Genomic DNA, 17,075 nt, shown 5'->3' with positions numbered 1-17,075 from the left:
AGGCCCCGGCATGCTCAAACCGCTGCTGCTCATCCTCGTCTGCCTGGGTTTGTTCGGGTTGTCGGTGCGCTTGTTCTATCGCGGTATTCGCCAGTCCGGGACCGATCGGGTCCTTGATCGACTGGCCCACGAGCAGCCGCAGCGAGTGGTCGAGAAATCCTCGTGGACCGGCCTGGAACGGGCGTTTTTACGCGCAGGCCTCGGCCGCCCCACCGAGCGCATCGGCCTGTGGCTGACACTCTGGGTGTTTGGCATCCTGCTCGGTTTTGCCGTCGGCAGCTGGATCGGCGCCCTGCTGCTGTTGCTGGTGCCGCCCTTGGCGGTGCGGTTGTATGTCAGTTGGCGTTATCAGCGCCGGCTCAAACGCATGATCGAACAACTGCCGCAGCTACTCGATCACGCGGTGCGCAGCCTGAAGTCCGGGCGAACGTTGGCGGATGCGGTGCTGGGCGCCATCGAGACTGCGGAACATCCATTGAAACAGGCCATGGGCCGGGTGCAACGCAACGTGCAATTGGGGGTCAGTTTGCCGGACGCCGCTTCCGACCTCGCCAGGTTGTATGAAAAAGACGAACTGCATTTGTTTGCCCTCGGCTTGAAGGTCAACCATCGCTACGGCGGCAACGCCAGCGAGCTGCTGGAGAACCTGATAAAAATGATCCGCGAACGCGAACAGGCTGCGCGCCAGCTCAGCGCCATGACCGGTGAAACCCGCGTCACGGCGTGGGTACTGGGCTGTTTGCCTATTGGCCTGGCCGGCTATTTCCTGATGGCCAATCCTCACTATTTGCTCGCCATGTGGCACGACGATTCCGGGCGAATCATGCTCGCAACGGCGTTCGGCCTGCAGCTGGTGGGCAGCCTTGCGCTCTGGCGCATGTTGCGCAGCGTATGAAGATCCCCTTGCTGATCAGCGCGCTGCTGTTTTTGGCCGCCGGGATCCTGCTCATCAGTGGATTGCTGAAGCAGCAGCGGCAGGTCCGACAGGTGGCGCAACGGCTGGATGGCAAATCGCCGAACGCCGACCGCGTCGAGCATTGGCTGCAAGCCTTGGGCAGCAGCCGCATCGGCCAGCGCTCGGTCAATCTGGACAATGAAACCCGGATCCTGCTCAACCGTCTGGGTTGGCGCAGTACCCGGCGACGCTCATTGTTCGCGGCGTTCCAGGTGGGCGTGCCGGTACTCGCGCTGGCCTTGAGCGTGCTGGTCCAAAGCCTGTTCTTCGCGCCTGTGGAAAACCACTGGATCGCCCCGGCCTTCGCCACCGGCATCGGCTACCTGCTGCCCAAACGCCTGCTGGCCGCGGCCGCCAAACGTCGACAAAAACAACTGGCCATGGAGATCTCCACCTTCATCCCGCTGCTGCGCATCCTGTTCGAATCGGGCATGGCCGTGGAGCAGTCGCTGCGCGTCCTGAGCAACGAAGGCAAACAATTGCTGCCGGCGCTGACCCATGAACTGCGCCTGGTGCTGGCCCGTGTCGATTCCGGCCTGGAGCTGGGCGAAGAACTGAACAAGGCCACCCGGTTGCTGGCGGTGGATGAGTTCACCGACACCTGCGTGATCCTTCAGCAGTTGATTCACCAGGGCGGCGGCGCGATGAAATCCCTGCTGGCCCTCAAACAGTTGCTCGATGACCGGCGCCTGACGCGCTTGCAGGAATACATATCCAAGATGTCCGCCAAGATGTCCGTCGTGATGATGCTGTTTCTCTTCCCGGCGTTGTTGATCGTACTGGCCGGCCCCGGCTTTACCGCCCTGGCCCGGGCCTTTGCTTCCTAGAGGGAACCTGATGAAAGCAATGATTGCCGGTTTGAGTCTGCTGCTGCTGAGCGGTTGTGCGAGCAACGGCCAGACGCCCTGGAACGCCCTGACCAACACCCCCCATTGCGGCAAGCTGAGTTCCGATGAGCAGCTATCAATGAACCTGGCCGACGACATGGCCAACGATGGCAAACTGCACGCCAGCCTGGCCAACCTGCAAAGCCTGCCCGACAACCTCGCCGACGTGCGCCTGCGCAAGGCCAGGGTCTACCGATTGTTGGGCCGCAGCGAAGCCGAGCCGTTGTACCGCAGCCTGCTCGGCAGTTGCCTCACGGCCGAAGCCGAACACGGCCTGGGCCAACTCGCCGCCGCGAAGGGCGATAACAGCCAGGCTCAAACCCACTTGCAACGCGCAGCACGGCTGGCACCCACCGATGAAAAAATCCGCAACGACCTCGGCGTGGTGTACCTCAATCAATTGCGCGTCGAAGATGCGCGCTTCGAGTTTCTGACGGCGATGGAACTCAAACAAAGCGATCAACTGGCGGCGTTGAATCTGGTGACGTTGCTGATCTACCAGGACGATTGGAGCCGCGCCGCCGAACTGGTCAGCCGCCTTGGCCTGAGCCCTGCCCAAGTCACCGAAGCCCAGGCCCGCGCGGAAAAACTCAAGGCCCCGGGCAAAGCAGTCCCGGCCAATGCCAACCAGGTCGCCGCCGTCGCGGCCCCGAGCCTTCAATAGGGAGACGTCATGAAAACGACACTGATCTGCTGCCTCGGCCTGCTGACCCTGCCTATCGCTGCGCACGCAATCGACGCTGGCCCGGCGTCGCCGCAACAACAGGAAACCGAAGGCTGGCTGCAATTGCAGAGAAGCAACAAGGCAGCGTCCCCCCAACAGCAAACCTCAACCGCGACGGAACGCGAGTTGAGCATGCAGCGCTGGCTGAAGAGTTATGAGCATGAGATCCCGCAGTTTTTCGATCAGGATGAGGGCGGGAAGGTTGACAGTGGATCGGGGGGATAACAGCCCCCCTTAACGAGCCTAAGTGGCGCGATGGATGCGCAGGTCCCGCATCATGCAGGCAACAGCTTGCCAGCGAAAGGTTGGGGATTCTGGATGCCTTCGCTGACAAGCCCAATCATTGAGCGGACGCACAGTGCTAGTGAGCCGTAACCCTCTGGCGCAAACCCGAATTGCTGGGCGACAACGCCAACGCCAACTGCGTCCGATTATGCATGTGCGTCAACCGCAGCACCTGCGACACGTACAACTTCACCGTGTTTTCGGTAATCCCCAGCTCACAGGCAATTTGATAGTTGGTCTGCCCCTTGCCCACCAAACGCGCCACGTCCAACTGCCTGGGCGACAGTTGATTGAAAACCGCCGGGATCTCAATCCGATCCAGCTCACTGACATCGCTATCAGAAGAACCCGATAACGGCGGACTACGCCGAACCTTGTCCAAATCCTGATACAGGTCATCGATCGACTCGGAAAGGTACTGCAGCTTCTGATTCAAATGCCCCAGCTGCAAACTCTTCTGCCGCTCCCGCAATGCCACCTCCTGTCGCGCAATGCCCTCGAGCAACTCATCCAGGTCAATCGGCTTCTGATAGTAATCGGCAATCCCGGCACGCAAAGCCTTGATCACATCTTGCTTGTCCGCGCGCCCGGTGAGCATGATCGCTTCGAATGCCCGATGCTTGCCGGACAACCTTTGCAGTTCCTGGACCAACTGGATGCCGTCCAGCCCGGGCATGTGCAAATCGCAGAGCACCAGGCCGATGTCCACGTCTTCAGCGAATCGTTCGACTGCCTGCGCGCTGGACTCACATGGCACGCAACGGTAACCGCTGCTTTCAAGAAACTCGCAAAGTTCTTCAACAATCAAGGGTTGATCATCGACCACAAGAACTTTCACTGCGGAGGTAGGCTTGTTCACATGCAACTCCCTGCAAAACCAAAGGCTGGCTGTTCCTTTACCGACAGCCGCGGGCTGTACAACTACTGATTTGAAAGTAGACGTACTTTTTGACTATGTACATAGAACAGGTGACTACTGAATCCAGGCGAGGGAGAGCAAAAAACCCAGCAATACAAACGGTGCAAATGGCTGCTTGTTTGACGTTCCGGGCCCTAGATATCGAAGATGATTCCTAAGGCCTTGACTCATATGAAGCCAGACTCTTGGCGCCAGCAGCAGCCAACCTACGCTGGCCAATCCGGCGCCCATAAATGTGCCAAGGACATGCATACCGTCCGTCGCAAGAGCCAACGCTGTCATCAGTTTCACATCGCCTGCGCCCAGGCGCCGCGCCGCATAGCCGGGCAACGTGAAGGCCAGCGCCAACAGAAAAGCCCAACCACCCTGCACGGCTTCGGCCCCGAGCCAGGTGCGGTCGGTCCACCCCAGAAACACCAGTGCCACCACGCTTGCGCCCAGGGTCAGGTGATTGGCGATGTGCCGCTGCCGGATATCCTGCGCGGCGCATAGCGTCAGCCAAATCAGTAGGAAAAAACTCTGCATTCGGTAAAAAACGTCCGTTTTGGCTGAATGATTCTATGCTGACATTACGCAGTGATTGTCAGGGTAGACGCACTCATGAAAACAAACCTCCCCCGCCAGCAAAAAGGTGCCATCGCGATTGAGTTCGCCTTGGTGTTCGTCATATTTTTCGCTGTGTTCTACGGCATCGTCACCTACAGCTTGCCGCTATTGCTTATGCAATCGTTCAACCAGTCGACCGCCGAAGCCGTGCGCCAAAGCGTCACACTCGACCCGAACACCCCCGGTTACGACACCGTGATAAAGACCGTTGCCACGGCTGAACTGAGCCGGCAACTGGCCTGGATTCCGGCGGCGCTGAATTTCAATGTCGCCACCGATACCACCGCCACTTACGCGGGCGGGGTATTGAAGGTCTCCATCAACTACCCCACCAGCAAACTCAGGCAAGTCATTCCGTTTCTGACCCTGCCGGGGATCGGCTCGGTACCCAATCTGCCGGCCACGCTCACCGCCAGTTCGAGCCTGCAATTTTGAGTTCCGGGGACAGACTGTTCGGGCGCCTGCTCAACCGCCAACCGCCACCGACCCAGGACGCTCCGAACCGCTTGAGCGTGCCTGATGTCGGTTTACAGATGCATCTGGATGCCGAAGGCCGAGTGCTTCATCTGACCGGTCCGCTGCGGCATGGGCTGGCCCAGCAACTGACTGCCGCGCGGGCGCCGCACCTGCTGGATTTTCTCCTGCCCCACAGCGGCCTCGCCGTTGAAGGCACGCCGGCCGATTGGCAAGGGCAACCGCTGGATCTGGACTTTTACAGCCTCAGCGGGCAACCCCTGCACCTGCGCGGCTGGGTGCAGCCGTGGGCTGACGCCTGGCTGCTGCAGTTGCTGGACATCGGCGACCTGTTGCTCGAACGCCAGCAATCGCGCAGCCGCGAACAATCCCAATGGCTCGCGACGCAGATCGGCGACCAGTTGCGCCTGTGCAGCCTGGCGCGTCTGCCCGAGGTATTGGCGGAGCAATTGCAGAGCCTGGCGCAGCGTTATCAAGTCCCCTGCATCGCCTTGGCGTTGCAGGATGAGCACGCAGACGGTTGGCAGATCCACCAGCACTACGCTGGCTTCGACGCCCCACAACTGTGGCAAAACGGTCAGCGCCTGGGCACCGGGCTCGACAGTTTGAACGGTTCGGCCCCGCAGCCTCTTGCCCTCGGCGAGCACCCGCGCCTGCAAGCCACTTTCGGCAATGCTGAAGGGTTTGCAGTGCCCTATCACGATGCGCAAGGCGTGGTCGCGTGGTTGCTGTGCGGGTTTTACCCGGTGCAGCAGCGAGCACCCGACGTCAACGCCCGCGACTGGTTGCAGCTCACCGCGGCGCTCGCCGGCCCGCTGCTGGAGCGCTTGCGCGAGCATCGGCACCATGTGCAACTGGAGCGACTGGACTCGTTACAAGCCCTGCTGGGCACCGGTTGGTGGGAGGTTTTCAGCGACGGTACCGAGGTGCAATTGGCGCCGTCGCTGGCCAGCACCCTCGACCTGCCCGGCACACGCCTGCCCCTGCCTGACTGGTTTGAGCAGATCCATCCCGCCGACCGCGAAGAACTGCGCAGTCGCCTGCAAGACTTGCAGGATGAGGGCACGCCTTTGCTGCTCTGTGTGCGCCTGCATCAGCGCGACACGCCGATCTGGTATCGCCTGCAGGGCCAGGCCTTGGGCATCGGCAAAAACCGCCGGCTGGTGGGCTTCATGCTCGACATCAGCGACATCAAAAATCAGGAGCAGCAGGCAGCGGCGGCTCATGCCCGATTGGACAACCTGATCGCCAGTTCACCGGCGGTGATCTATGTGCAGCGTTATGCCGAAGGTGCGCTGCAACCGAGCTTTTTCAGCGACAGCCTGTTGCCTTTGCTGGGGTGGACCCTCGCAGATTGCGCAGCTGGAGCACTGGTAGAACGGGTTCATCCCGAGGACCGCGAGCGCTATTTCGAGCGCTCTCGGCAACTGCTTCGCGAAGGGTCGGTCCGTGCGCGCTACCGCCTGCGTGACAGTCGCGGCGACTACCACTGGTTGCTCGACGAAGCCAAGCTGTTACGCGACGACCTTGGCCTGCCGGTCGAAGCCGTCGGGTTATGGCTGGACGTGACCGACGCGACCCTGGCCGCCGAGCAAGTCAAACAAAGCGAAGAGCGCTATCGGATTCTGGTCGAGGATTCACCGGCGATGATCTGCCGTTATCGGCCGGACCTGACCCTGACCTTTGGTAACCGCCCGTTGGCGACGTATCTGGAATGCCAGCCCGAGCAACTGCCAGGCGTGAACCTGGGCAGCTGGATGTCGGCAGAACAACAGCAAGCGTTTCTGCGCCGGCTGGGCCAACTGAGCCCGGAGTTTCCGGTCAGCACGGCGGAAATCAACCTGCAGCTGCCGGGCCGGGAACACGCCTGGTGGGTCTGGTCGGATCGCGGCGTGTTCGATGCGCAAGGTCGCTTGCTTGAGGTTCAGGCCGTGGGCCGCGACAACACCGAAGTCCGCCGTTCGCAACAGCAACTGGCCCAGAGCGCGAAAATGGCCACGCTCGGCGAAATGGCCACCGGCCTGGCCCATGAAATCAACCAGCCGCTGAACGTGATGCGCATGGCCATCGTCAATGTGCTCAAGCGCTTGAGTAACGGCGATGTGCAGATCGATTACCTGACCGACAAACTCAACCGCATCGATGCGCAGGTCCAGCGCGCGGCGCGGGTGGTGGATCACATGCGGGTGTTCGGCCGCCGCTCGGAGATCGAACAGCACCCTTTCAATCCGGTTCAAGCCATCGAAGGCACACTGTCGTTGCTGGCCGAAGGCATGCGCGGCAAAGGTGTCGAGTTGCGGGTCAGCGAGACCGGCTTCGAAACTCTGGTGCGCGGTCATGTCGATCAGCTGGAACAAGTACTGATCAACCTGATGGTCAACGCCCGGGATGCGCTCCTCGTCAAACGTGAGGCTGATCATCAATTCAAACCGTGGATTTCGCTGTACGCCGAACGTGATGCGCAGTCGGTTCGACTGTGGGTCGAGGACAACGGCGGCGGGATTGATCCACGCCTGCTGGAGCGGATCTTCGAACCGTTTTTCACCACCAAGCCAGTAGGCGTCGGCACCGGGCTGGGCTTGTCGGTGAGCTATGGGATCGTCGAGAACATGGGCGGCAAACTCAGCGTGCGGAACTCGGCCGAGGGCGCACGGTTCTGTATCGAGCTGCCGATTGTCGTGGACGATCAGATCACCAGATAGGCTTTGCCTTTTTGCCCGCAGGTCAGGTTAAAACCAACGTCGACTTTGTTGACGTCGATGCCGAGGTTGAGCAACAGGCTGTCGACGATCGGGTCAATCAGTGGCGTGATCAGGCCACTGATGGCCGTGACCAGAAGCTGGGTCACATCGGCCAGCGTCGACAGCAAGGTATTGAGCAGCGCCCCCAACAGACTGCCAATGGTTGGGGGGTGTTGAATCAACGTCATACCCGTAAGCGTCCCCTTCAAACTGCCCACGACACCCGACACCGTCACCGGGTGCGTGGGGTCTGGGGCCACATTGACCTCATGCGGATTGGCGAAGGTGTAATTGGGCTCGGTGGTGCCGCCAACAGGACTGTCTATCATGAGTTCCAAACCGCCGCCCCCGAACGGTGTGCGTGCGCCGCAGCTAAGCAAGTGGCAGGTCTTGGAGCCGATATCCACCAAGGTCAACGGCGACAGGCTGGGCGCCGCGGAAGAGGAGAGCCAGATCACCGGATCGATTTTTCCGACCTTGAGTTGCACCGCGGAAATATTGGTGGTGGCGGTGAGGCTCTTGTTTGCAGGGCTGACGCAGGAGTAATCGGTGACGTAGCTGCTGCCGACACCGGCTTCAAGACCGACGTCGAGGTTCAATCCATCGGGCAGTAATTGCAGGTCCGTCTGGGTGCAGCTCCCCAGGATGCAGCCCGGCGCCAGAGCTGTATTGATCAGGCCTATGACCGTCTGCAACAGCGCATTGACGGTTTGCAAGACGACATTGATCAACGTCAGGTCTACCGACACGAGGATGCGGATTTGTGCAGTGCGCACGTATATTTTGTTCGCGCCCAGCGGTGCCACTTTCGCCAGCGCGGGGTTCCCTACCGCAGAAAACTGCGGCGGCTGAATGACTTTGATGCGGGTGGTCATGCCAGCCAGCCCCAACACATTCACCGGCAATACCGCGGCCACCGCGCTGTTCTTGTTCGCCAGTTGCACAAACCCTTGAACCAACTGGAACAGTTGCACCGTGGCGTCGAGACTGGCCGCTTGTGCGCCGGTTTGCAGTTGGAGCAAGTCACCCAACTTGATCGGTGAGGCATTGGTGGCCGCCAATTGCAGATTACCCAGCGCGGTCTTGACGGTCGCCGTGGAGCCGTTGGAGGGAAGAACATCGGCGGCGGCCTGGATGAACTGGGTCACGCTGGCTTGCGTGTTCAACAACGTGGTGTAGTCGCCCGCCGCCACACCCAGTTTTATCGCCAGTCGATCCATGAACTGCAACAGGTTGACGTCGGTTTTGATCAAACCGTCCCAGCCCACGGCAGAGAGGTTGACGTTGCCGCCCAACAGGGTCGAGAACAGCGGGTTCAACAGGTTCGATCGGGAGGTATCGGCGCCCACGAGGCTGCTTCGAATGCTGAGTTGCGCCAATGTCAGCTTGGGCTCGGCCGCCACGGCGGTGGCGCTGAGCTGGGTGGTTAAAGCGAAGGGCCCGCCGGACAGCAAAGCGCCGATGCCGGCGGCCACGCTGGTGGCAACGGTTTGGGTGGCGATGACGCGCACGGCGGCGCTTTTTGTCGAGTCGACGCTGAAGGCGCGCAGGTTGTCCGCGCCGGTCTGCAAGGTGCCGCAACTGACCGTCAGCGTGCCAGTGGCGTTGACGGTAAAACCATTACGCGTCGCACTTTGCGTGGCGTAACTGGCAGCGCTGAGCCCGGGCAGGCAATTGCCATCGCGGGTCACGGCCTCAAGTGCCGCAGTATCCGCCACCCGCTGCAACTTCCGTTGTTCCAGATAGAGCCGACCGCTGTCGATGACCAGCACCGTGAAGCCCAGGGCCATGGCCAGGGTCAGGGCCGCCATCAATCCGATCGCCCCCCGTTGCCGGGCCGGGCCGCGAAACTGCAAGCGGGGAGACATGGCGCACTCCTTTGCCGGCGCACTGCCGGGCGCAACCTCCATTGGTGAAAAGCAGTGTAGACAAGGCTGGGAGAGCCTGCTGGCAACCCGCCATCCCCGCCCAAAAAAACTTGTGGGGGCGGGATGCCGGTTTACCTGGGTGGGTAGTTGGCAAGTATCCGGCCGACCGTTTCGCGTATCGCCGTACTGCGGTCCGACGGGTTCGGTGAGCGGCTGAGGATTTGTTCGTCACTGCCGCGCCACACCAGTTTGCCGTCCTTGCCGTCGAGCAGGTCAATCTGGATGATCGCCACCTTGTAGCTGATGTTGCGGGTTTCGTTGTACATCGGCCCGCCCCAGTAGCCATTCCATGGGCCGCCCCACCCGCCGCCGTAGTTGGTCGTCACTTGTTGCTGACGGTCTTCGACGATCAGGTAGGTTTGCACGCTCACATCACCTTTTTTGCCCGAAGCGGCCGGGCGCAGGCCACGCTGATCGAGCTGATCGGCCACCGATTGGCGGATGCGCTGTTCGGTCAGGTCGCTTTTGATCCGTGGGTCATCGGGGCGATATTGCAGGGCGGGGTCTTTCCAGCTCCAGCTGCGATAGGCGGCGAAGTCGCGGCTGGCGTCGAAGTCATGATTGACCTGGTTGCCGGCGCAGGCACTGAGGAGCGCGGCGATGGCCAGTAAAGCGAGACGGCGGAACATGATGATTCTCCGGTTGAAGACATGAACCTGCGGAACGCTTCTTGATTGCAGAAGCTAACTGGGAGGATACGCCGACATGGCCTTTTCCACAGCCTCCCGTATGGCATCGGCGCGTGCGCTCTGGCTACCCTTGTTGGCGGTTTCGGCGCTCGCGCTCCAAACCGGTTGACCGCTTTGCGCATCGAACAGGTCCACCCTCACCACCACGACCTGTTCCGAATACGTGCGAACGATCGGCACCGTGTTGTACATGCCATAACCACTGCCGTAACGGTTGTACCCGCCATAGCCGCCGTAATAACCATAGTCGTCCTGAACCTGCCGCAAGCGGGTTTCCAGATGCAGATTGGCGCTGACGAACAGGTCTGCCGGACGATTGTCGTGCAGCGGGCGCAAGCCGCGTTGATCGAGGGCATTGCTCACGGCTTCGGCGACTTGCGCCGAGTCCGCCCACGCCGAGCCCGGCGGCAGTTGCCCATTGAGCCAGGCCCAACTGCGGTAGCGGCCGTAGTCACGCGGCGCAGCCGGGTAGGCGCTGCGATCGAAGGTGTTGGCCGCCTCGGGTGGCGCCGGCGGCAACGGTTTGGAACTTGCCACATAGGGATTGGTGCCCTGGCAGGCAGCCAACCCCAGACAAATCACCAGCAACCCTGAACGAGTTTTCATTTCGCGCTCCGATCAGGCCGGTCGACAGATCCAGTGCAAGTAGCGCCCAAGCCCGGCAAAACTTGGGTGACGCCGGTGGGCCAGCTCCATTTCGAGTAAATCCACCAATTCGGCGCGAGCCTGGAATTCCACCGGCATGTAATCGTGAAAAACCCGCACCCCGCTCTGGGTTTCGACCTGCCACAGGCCTTCAAGTTGCGCCGCCAATTCTCGTGGATCGAGGGGCTGTTGCGGCGTCAGGCTTTGCTTTTCACCGGCCATGTCGTTCTTGCGCATTTTGCGGAAGTGGCCCTTGAGCAGGTTGCGGTAGATCAGCGCATCGCGGTTGTAGAAGGCCAGGGACAACCAGCCATCCTGCTGGGTCAATTGATGCAATACCGGCAGGATCGCATGGGGTTCGGCCAGCCATTCCAGCACCGCGTGGCACAGGACCAGATCGTAGGGCTCGGTGAGTTGGCCGAGCAAATCCTGCCACGGCGCCTGAATGAAAGTAGCCGTCTGGCCGGCGTCGGCAAAACGCTGGCGGGCGCCTTCCAGCATCGGCTCGGCGGGCTCGGCCAGTGTCACGTCATGCCCGCGCTGGGCCAGCCACAACGACATATGGCCAAGGCCGGCGCCGATGTCGAGCACACGCAGCGGACGGTCAGGCAGGGTTTCGGCCAGGTCGGCCTGAAGCACCGCCAGGCGGATCGCGCCCTTGGCGCCGCCGTAGATCTTTTCGGCGAAACGGGTTGCCAGCTGATCGAAATGACGGTCGCTCATCGGCTGAACCTCCGTTCACTGTCCGCGAGCTTGCTGCGCACCACTTCATTCATGTCCAGCCCCAACTCGCCGCACAGCAGCAGTAGATAGAGCACGATGTCACCGACCTCCTGCCCGGCATGGGCCAGTTTGTCCGCCGGCAACTGGCGCGACTGGTCTTCACTCAGCCACTGGAAGATCTCCACCAGCTCGGCCATTTCCACGCTCGCGGCCATGGCCAGGTTTTTCGGGCTGTGAAATTGCCGCCAGTCATTGCGGTCACGGATGGCGTGCAGGCGTTCGGTCAGTTCAACAAGGTTCATCGGGCTCTCCTGAAGGCGTATAGCTTCGGGGGGATGCAACGTTAAGGCAAGCGGCACACGCCGCAAAACCACTATGCTTGCAGGGAACTCGCCAGCGCGATCAATGGCCCAAGGCTCAACCACTTACATCAGGACGTTAACGACATGCAGGTAGAAAGTTTTTTCGAATGGCTCGGCCAGGCGCTCGGTTCGGTCATCCGCTTTATCATTGACGCCCTCAGTGGCCTGTTCAATCTGTTGAGCAACGCCGGCGGCAACTTCGTCGAAGGATTGTCCCGCGCGCTGGGCATGGATACGTCGATCATCAACATCATCGCGTTGATCCTGGGGCTGATGCTGCTGTGGTCAGCGATCCGGGCATTCATGAATGCGTCGATCATCATGGGGATCATCTGGTTGCTGCTGGGGTTGTGGTTGTTGAGCTGGATAATCCACTGACACCAGCAATCCCTGTGGGAGCGGGCTTGCCCGCGATAGCGGCCTGACAGTCAACATAGGTGGTGGATTTACCGGCCTCATCTCGGGCAAGTCGAATCGTCGCACCGCCGCTCTCACACTCGACGTGTGACGTTTTATAGATTGTGTTCACTGAGCTGATTCGGAATCTACCGCTACAATGCCGGCTCTCCAAGGAGCCTGCATGTCCAACCTGATTGCCGACTGGCGTGACCGCCCGACCCATTGCCGGGTCTGGGCGCTCGCTGCGCCCATGATCCTCTCGAACATTTCCGTGCCGCTGGTGGCGCTGGTCGACAGCACGGTCATCGGCCACTTGCCTCACGCCCATCAACTGGGCGCCGTCGCGGTCGGGGCCAGCCTGTATACCTTTCTCGCCTGGGCCATGGGCTTTCTGCGCATGGGCTCCACCGGGTTTGCCGCCCAGGCCGCCGGACGCGGGGATGGCGCGGCGTTGCGGCAGATTCTGTTGCAGGGTCTGTTGCTGGCCATGGGGCTGGCCATTGCCTTGGGTGCGCTGGGCGTTCCGTTGAGCGGTGTCGCGTTGCACTTCATGCAACCTTCGCCAGAACTGGATCAGTTGACCCGCGAATTCTTCCACACGCGATTGTTCGGTCTGCCCGCGGCGCTGGCCAGTTATGCACTGGTCGGCTGGTTCCTCGGCACGCAAAACGCCCGGGCGCCGCTGGCGATTTTGCTCAGCACCAACCTGGTCAACATTGCGCTGAACCTGTGGTTTGTCCTTGGCCTGGAATGGGGCGTAGTCGGTGCGGCCCGGGCCTCAGTGATCGCCGAATGGACCGGCGCGCTGATCGGCCTGCTGATGACCCGCAAGGCCCTGCGCGCCTACCCCGGCCACATCGCCTGGGCCGCGCTGGCGCTGTGGCAGAGTTGGCGGCCGTTGTTGGCGGTCAACCGCGACATCTTCATCCGCAGCCTGTTGCTGCAATCGGTGTTTTTCCTGATCACCGTACAGGGCGCACGCCTGGGTGACGCCACCGTCGCGGCCAACGCCTTGTTGCTCAACGGGCTGCTGCTGACCGCCCATGCGCTCGATGGTCTGGCCCACGCGGTGGAAGCGTTGTGCGGGCATGCGATTGGTGCTCGCGACCGTGATGCCCTGCGCCGCTCACTGGTCGTTGCCTGTGGCTGGTCGCTGTTGGCGAGCCTGGGGTTTGCCGTGCTGTTTCTGTTCGCCGGGCACCTGTTCATCGAGATGCAGACCGACATTCAGAGCGTGCGCGACACGGCATTCATCTATCTGCCCTACCTCGCCGCCCTGCCCTTGATCGCGGTCTGGAGCTACTTGCTCGACGGGCTGTTCATCGGCGCAACCCGCGCCCGTGAAATGCGCAACGGCATGCTGTTGACCGTGATTCTGCTGCTGCCATTTGGCTGGGCATTGCAAGGTTTGGGCAACCACGGACTGTGGATAACTTTCCTGTTGTTCATGGTGCTACGCAGCCTGACCCTTGGTGTAATTGCCTGGTTTCTGCACAACAACGACGGCTGGTTCAGCGGTCGGGCTCACTGACCCGGCGTCGCCTTCACGAACGCGGCGATCTGCTCCAGCACCGGCGCCAGACCGCGCATCGGTCGTGACAGCGTCGCGACCAGCGTGGCGTGGCCGGGACGCGAAAAGTACAGATCCTGCACCGGCACGCCCGCCTCGCGCAGCTTGCGTGCCAGCCCGCCGGTGTTGCGCGTCGGGTTGACCAGATCATCGTCTGTCGCGGCCATCAACAAAGCCGGCGGCGCGCCACGACTGACGTGATTGATCGGTTGCGACTGCGGCGGTGAATCCGGCCAGAAAAACACCGGTCGTACGTCCGGATTCTTGATCGGCAAAAAATCATACGGTCCCGCCAGACCGATCCAGCCGCTGAGGTTGTGCGGCGACAAGCCCACCGCCCCGAGCAGACCGGGGTCCAGCGCCAACATCGCCGCGTTGTACGCCCCGGAACTGTGGCCCATCAGGTACAACCGCTGCGGATTCCCGGAAAACTGCCGAATGTGTTCGTGCGTCCAGGCAACCGCGTGTGCGCCATCCTCCAGGAACAGCGGATAACGCACCTGCGGATACAACCGATAATCCGCCAGCACCGCAATAATCCCCCTGGACGCCAAAGCCTCGCCGACAAACCCGTAATCGCTGCGGGACCCGCTGTTCCAGCTGCCGCCATAGAAAAACACCACCACTGGGGCGTTTGCCATTAGATGACGCGGCACATACACATCGAGTTTTTGCCGTGGATCAGCACCGTAGGCGATGCCCTCGGTCTTGTCGAAACTCCCGTCGGGGGTCAGGGCATTGAGCAATTTCAGTGGCGAGCACGCCGTCATCGCGAACAACAGACACCCGCCGATTGCCAGGTTGAACAGTCGCCGCAAAGTGCTCGCCATCAATGCACAACCTCGTGTTCAGGGTTGATCGTTCTGCCACCGATTGCGCAGGCTATCGAGGCGCTCCTGCTGGGTCAGCCCCGACAACGGCGGCACCAGCGATGCGCGGGGGTACTGCAAGCGTAGCCATAACCAGCCATCGAGGACCGGCCGTTCGCTGAAACCCAGCGCCAGCCCTTCCTGCACATGGAACCACAGGCGGCTGTAATCGGTCCCGGTGGATTGGCTCCAGTGCCAGGCATGCTGTTCCAGCAGGCAGGTTTGCAGGGTTTCGCGCTGACGGGGGCTGAGGCATTCTTCGACCGCCAACTGGCTGACGGCGAGCCCCGGGTTGAGCAACTGCTGCCAGCCCTGACTGCCGATCGCGCGATCGGCCCAAGTTCCGCCGAACCAGTGCAACTGGCTGATCGGACCCAGCCAGCGACTCAGTTCCCGGGCGTCGCAGGCGTCGAAAAAGTAACTGGCCGTGTTCGGGTTGTAATAATTCAACAAGGCCCGATGGTGCAGCCCGCAAGTCACGGTAAGCATGCGGCGTAAATGCGCCAGCAATTGCGATGACGGCACCTCGCTGACAATCAGCAAGCCACGCCAGGCCTGCGTATTGCTGTAGCACAACTCGGCCAGCGCCGGGCACGTTCGAAGGTCGACCAGTGCCGGGCCGTCTTCGCGCAACGCCTGCAGTTCGGTGCCCTCGAACAACCAGAACCACTGAGCCTGCGAGAACGCCTGTCGCAGTGTTGCGCTCGCTTGAGGTGCACTCGGGACGTCCAGCAACAGCCATTGCGGGGTTGCGCCAATCATGCAGCACCACTCTGGCCGAACAGCGTCGCCGCCCGACAGGTGCAATGCGCCTGCGAGCAGTGACTGAAGCTGCCGCCGCCGGGCAACAGACACAACAGCACCAAGGGCTCGCCCGAGCGCAGGAGTTCCAGCAAACCTTCATGGGTTGAGCCGGCCCCAGGCGGGCTGGGTTCCTCGACCGCTTCGACTGCCAACGGCGTGTGAAGAAACCCGCAAATCAGCGGCTGATCCGGATCGCCCTCGATGAAGGTCACCACCACCTCGGTCCCTTCGCTCAGCGGCGAGGCGGTCGGCCCTGCCAGTTCAGCCGCCACCGGCAGCCAGCAATGACTGGGCGTCGCACCTTCGCCCTGATAGAGCCAGTCGAACTGCACGGCCACCGGTCGGGAGGGATCGGGCCGAGGTTCATCGACATCGACCACCCAGGCTCGTTGCAGACTGTGCATCTGCGGTTTCACCGCACAAGGGGCCGGGACGAAGGAGGCCTCGGCATGAATCGCACGAATCTGATTGCTGTAGGGAGCCACTTGATCCTGGCTACCCTGATGTTCGACATGGGTCAGCAACCACAGCTGATTCCACTCGCCGACCGGATGGCCAGACAACGGCATCAACTGACCGCTGCGCAGCGTCGGCAGGTCGGTGCAACCTTCGGCGCTGTGCACCGTGCGTTGACCGGCCTCACGCTGAAACTGACGCACCGCAGGGGCGACTTGATCGACCGCGAACACCACGTTTTCGCCGAGGCGAAAATGCCCGTGACCGTCGCAAAAAACCACACAGTGCCCATCGGGCTGATGCTCGAAATGGTAGTGAAGGCGTTCCTCGGCGCACAGGCGCTGGAGAAACTGCAGATCCGATTCCCGATATTGCGTGCAGAAATCACGGGGCGGGTAATCGCCAAGCAATTCGAAGCGTCGGTCCTTGCCGGCAATGCCGTGCTCCTTAAGCACCTGGCTGAGGATCTCGGGCACCGACAGCGCGCTGAAAATTCGCTGGCTGAAACGCTGGGACAGGCACGCCAGCTTCGGCCCCAGTCGCACGTGGCAAAGCCTGACGCTCGGACCATGGTCACGCTGGACCAGTTCATGCAGTTGGCCGTGAAAAGCGCTGCCCTCTGGCCCGAAATGCAAAACGGCCGGACGGTACAGCAAGCTGGCAAGGTCGAGCGTCGGATCATCGATCAGCAGATCCACATCGAACACAAAGGGCTCGCTGATCGCTTCTCTACCGGTAAAGGCCAGGACTTCGAAAGGGTCGGGCAGACCGGCTACGTCCAGACGAAATGAAGGCTCGTTGACTGGATCGAACATCGGCGATTCTCTACAGGAGGGGCGGTCGGGGATTCTCGCCGAGAGACATGGCCGAGTAGAGTGCCGAAGTACAACTTAGGAAATGGCCTACGCGAAAAGAAGACCAAATGGCTTTGATAGCCGGGAGTGTGGGACGTTTCGCTGGAAAATAGAGAACCGCCGCACCAGGTCATCTGAAATTTCCGCAGCTTGCGGAACATTTTCAGACAACCCGGCGAGAATGG

At 61.4% G+C, this 17,075-nt stretch carries 18 protein-coding genes; 8 read left to right on the top strand and 10 right to left on the bottom strand.

Annotated elements, in window-relative coordinates:
* Positions 1–10 precede the first annotated feature (10 nt).
* Genes F8N43_RS26325 through F8N43_RS26310 form a run of 4 tightly spaced genes read left to right on the top strand, consistent with a single transcriptional unit; the run spans position 11 to position 2,791 of the window.
* Entirely contained in the window at positions 11–895 is an 885-nt protein-coding gene (locus F8N43_RS26325; protein WP_150634542.1) for a type II secretion system F family protein, read from the top strand.
* Positions 892–1,782 (top strand): type II secretion system F family protein, encoded by an 891-nt coding sequence (locus tag F8N43_RS26320; RefSeq protein ID WP_150634541.1) that lies wholly within the window; start codon positions 892–894, stop codon positions 1,780–1,782. Before F8N43_RS26325 ends, F8N43_RS26320 begins: the two co-directional genes overlap by 4 nt.
* Before the next feature lie 10 nt (positions 1,783–1,792).
* The gene (locus F8N43_RS26315) at positions 1,793–2,506 is read left to right on the top strand and encodes a tetratricopeptide repeat protein (RefSeq protein WP_150639601.1); all 714 of its coding nucleotides are present in this window, start codon (positions 1,793–1,795) and stop codon (positions 2,504–2,506) included.
* A gap of 9 nt (positions 2,507–2,515) precedes the next feature.
* Entirely contained in the window at positions 2,516–2,791 is a 276-nt protein-coding gene (locus tag F8N43_RS26310; protein ID WP_150634539.1) for a DUF3613 domain-containing protein, read from the top strand.
* A 136-nt stretch (positions 2,792–2,927) separates the two neighbouring features.
* On the opposite strand, the gene F8N43_RS26305 is transcribed toward F8N43_RS26310, so the two are convergent.
* Both F8N43_RS26305 and F8N43_RS26300 read right to left on the bottom strand, forming a co-directional pair.
* Positions 2,928–3,710 carry a response regulator transcription factor gene (locus tag F8N43_RS26305; RefSeq protein WP_150639602.1) on the bottom strand — a complete coding sequence of 261 codons (783 nt, stop codon included), beginning with the start codon at positions 3,708–3,710 and terminating at the stop codon, positions 2,928–2,930.
* Between the two features lie 114 nt (positions 3,711–3,824).
* A complete protein-coding gene (locus F8N43_RS26300; RefSeq protein WP_150654570.1) occupies positions 3,825–4,295 on the bottom strand; it encodes a prepilin peptidase in 471 nt (156 codons plus the stop codon).
* A 75-nt stretch (positions 4,296–4,370) separates the two neighbouring features.
* Here F8N43_RS26300 and F8N43_RS26295 point away from each other — a divergent pair, with 75 nt between their 5' ends.
* Positions 4,371–4,811 (top strand): TadE/TadG family type IV pilus assembly protein, encoded by a 441-nt coding sequence (locus F8N43_RS26295; protein ID WP_150654569.1) that lies wholly within the window; start codon positions 4,371–4,373, stop codon positions 4,809–4,811.
* Positions 4,808–7,552, top strand: a complete 2,745-nt coding sequence (locus tag F8N43_RS26290; protein WP_150654568.1) for an ATP-binding protein — start codon at positions 4,808–4,810, stop codon at positions 7,550–7,552. Before F8N43_RS26295 ends, F8N43_RS26290 begins: the two co-directional genes overlap by 4 nt.
* Here F8N43_RS26290 and F8N43_RS26285 read toward each other — a convergent pair.
* The 5 genes from F8N43_RS26285 to F8N43_RS26265 all read right to left on the bottom strand — a co-directional run bounded on the left by F8N43_RS26285 (position 7,537) and on the right by F8N43_RS26265 (position 11,878).
* The gene (locus F8N43_RS26285) at positions 7,537–9,459 is read right to left on the bottom strand and encodes a pilus assembly protein TadG-related protein (protein ID WP_150654567.1); all 1,923 of its coding nucleotides are present in this window, start codon (positions 9,457–9,459) and stop codon (positions 7,537–7,539) included. The genes F8N43_RS26290 and F8N43_RS26285 overlap by 16 nt on opposite strands.
* Positions 9,460–9,590: 131 nt before the next feature.
* Entirely contained in the window at positions 9,591–10,148 is a 558-nt protein-coding gene (locus tag F8N43_RS26280) for a DUF4136 domain-containing protein (RefSeq protein WP_150639606.1), read from the bottom strand.
* 54 nt (positions 10,149–10,202) lie between these two features.
* Positions 10,203–10,814, bottom strand: a complete 612-nt coding sequence (locus tag F8N43_RS26275) for a DUF4136 domain-containing protein (protein WP_150639607.1) — start codon at positions 10,812–10,814, stop codon at positions 10,203–10,205.
* A 12-nt stretch (positions 10,815–10,826) separates the two neighbouring features.
* Positions 10,827–11,576: a methyltransferase domain-containing protein gene (locus F8N43_RS26270; protein ID WP_150639608.1), complete on the bottom strand. Its 750-nt coding sequence runs from the start codon at positions 11,574–11,576 to the stop codon at positions 10,827–10,829.
* Complete coding sequence (locus tag F8N43_RS26265) at positions 11,573–11,878, bottom strand: MazG-like family protein (RefSeq protein WP_150639609.1); 306 nt, start codon at positions 11,876–11,878, stop codon at positions 11,573–11,575. The genes F8N43_RS26270 and F8N43_RS26265 overlap by 4 nt, the downstream gene beginning before the upstream one ends.
* Before the next feature lie 144 nt (positions 11,879–12,022).
* Here F8N43_RS26265 and F8N43_RS26260 point away from each other — a divergent pair, with 144 nt between their 5' ends.
* Positions 12,023–12,316, top strand: a complete 294-nt coding sequence (locus F8N43_RS26260; protein ID WP_150634530.1) for a hypothetical protein — start codon at positions 12,023–12,025, stop codon at positions 12,314–12,316.
* Between the two features lie 202 nt (positions 12,317–12,518).
* A complete protein-coding gene (locus tag F8N43_RS26255) occupies positions 12,519–13,868 on the top strand; it encodes an MATE family efflux transporter (protein WP_150654566.1) in 1,350 nt (449 codons plus the stop codon).
* Here the strand turns inward: F8N43_RS26255 and F8N43_RS26250 are convergent.
* From F8N43_RS26250 to F8N43_RS26240, 3 genes are read right to left on the bottom strand one after another with little or no spacing between them, the layout of a single operon-like run.
* Complete coding sequence (locus F8N43_RS26250; protein ID WP_150634528.1) at positions 13,862–14,737, bottom strand: alpha/beta hydrolase; 876 nt, start codon at positions 14,735–14,737, stop codon at positions 13,862–13,864. The two genes, F8N43_RS26255 and F8N43_RS26250, sit on opposite strands and share 7 nt — an antisense overlap.
* Before the next feature lie 18 nt (positions 14,738–14,755).
* Positions 14,756–15,538 carry a DUF4123 domain-containing protein gene (locus F8N43_RS26245; RefSeq protein ID WP_150654565.1) on the bottom strand — a complete coding sequence of 261 codons (783 nt, stop codon included), beginning with the start codon at positions 15,536–15,538 and terminating at the stop codon, positions 14,756–14,758.
* Positions 15,535–16,851, bottom strand: coding sequence for a contractile injection system protein, VgrG/Pvc8 family (locus F8N43_RS26240; protein ID WP_150639612.1), 1,317 nt, complete (start codon positions 16,849–16,851; stop codon positions 15,535–15,537). The genes F8N43_RS26245 and F8N43_RS26240 overlap by 4 nt, the downstream gene beginning before the upstream one ends.
* Positions 16,852–17,075 lie beyond the last annotated feature (224 nt).

The organism is Pseudomonas fluorescens, assembly GCF_902498065.1.
GTDB classification, from domain to species: domain Bacteria; phylum Pseudomonadota; class Gammaproteobacteria; order Pseudomonadales; family Pseudomonadaceae; genus Aquipseudomonas; species Aquipseudomonas fluorescens_BJ.
The sequence above is the reverse complement of the archived record's forward strand: the minus strand, read 5'-3'. Positions and strand labels throughout refer to the sequence as shown.

Excerpts from the sequence above, each read along its gene's own strand:
- F8N43_RS26325 (WP_150634542.1), top strand. The coding sequence starts at position 11 with ATGCTCAAACCGCTGCTGCTCATCCTCGTCTGCCTGGGTTTGTTCGGG.
- F8N43_RS26320 (WP_150634541.1), top strand. The coding sequence starts at position 892 with ATGAAGATCCCCTTGCTGATCAGCGCGCTGCTGTTTTTGGCCGCCGGG.
- F8N43_RS26315 (WP_150639601.1), top strand. The coding sequence starts at position 1,793 with ATGAAAGCAATGATTGCCGGTTTGAGTCTGCTGCTGCTGAGCGGTTGT.
- F8N43_RS26310 (WP_150634539.1), top strand. The coding sequence starts at position 2,516 with ATGAAAACGACACTGATCTGCTGCCTCGGCCTGCTGACCCTGCCTATC.
- F8N43_RS26300 (WP_150654570.1), bottom strand. The coding sequence starts at position 4,295 with ATGCAGAGTTTTTTCCTACTGATTTGGCTGACGCTATGCGCCGCGCAG.
- F8N43_RS26295 (WP_150654569.1), top strand. The coding sequence starts at position 4,371 with ATGAAAACAAACCTCCCCCGCCAGCAAAAAGGTGCCATCGCGATTGAG.
- F8N43_RS26285 (WP_150654567.1), bottom strand. The coding sequence starts at position 9,459 with ATGTCTCCCCGCTTGCAGTTTCGCGGCCCGGCCCGGCAACGGGGGGCG.
- F8N43_RS26280 (WP_150639606.1), bottom strand. The coding sequence starts at position 10,148 with ATGTTCCGCCGTCTCGCTTTACTGGCCATCGCCGCGCTCCTCAGTGCC.
- F8N43_RS26275 (WP_150639607.1), bottom strand. The coding sequence starts at position 10,814 with ATGAAAACTCGTTCAGGGTTGCTGGTGATTTGTCTGGGGTTGGCTGCC.
- F8N43_RS26270 (WP_150639608.1), bottom strand. The coding sequence starts at position 11,576 with ATGAGCGACCGTCATTTCGATCAGCTGGCAACCCGTTTCGCCGAAAAG.
- F8N43_RS26265 (WP_150639609.1), bottom strand. The coding sequence starts at position 11,878 with ATGAACCTTGTTGAACTGACCGAACGCCTGCACGCCATCCGTGACCGC.
- F8N43_RS26260 (WP_150634530.1), top strand. The coding sequence starts at position 12,023 with ATGCAGGTAGAAAGTTTTTTCGAATGGCTCGGCCAGGCGCTCGGTTCG.
- F8N43_RS26255 (WP_150654566.1), top strand. The coding sequence starts at position 12,519 with ATGTCCAACCTGATTGCCGACTGGCGTGACCGCCCGACCCATTGCCGG.
- F8N43_RS26250 (WP_150634528.1), bottom strand. The coding sequence starts at position 14,737 with ATGGCGAGCACTTTGCGGCGACTGTTCAACCTGGCAATCGGCGGGTGT.
- F8N43_RS26245 (WP_150654565.1), bottom strand. The coding sequence starts at position 15,538 with ATGATTGGCGCAACCCCGCAATGGCTGTTGCTGGACGTCCCGAGTGCA.
- F8N43_RS26240 (WP_150639612.1), bottom strand. The coding sequence starts at position 16,851 with ATGTTCGATCCAGTCAACGAGCCTTCATTTCGTCTGGACGTAGCCGGT.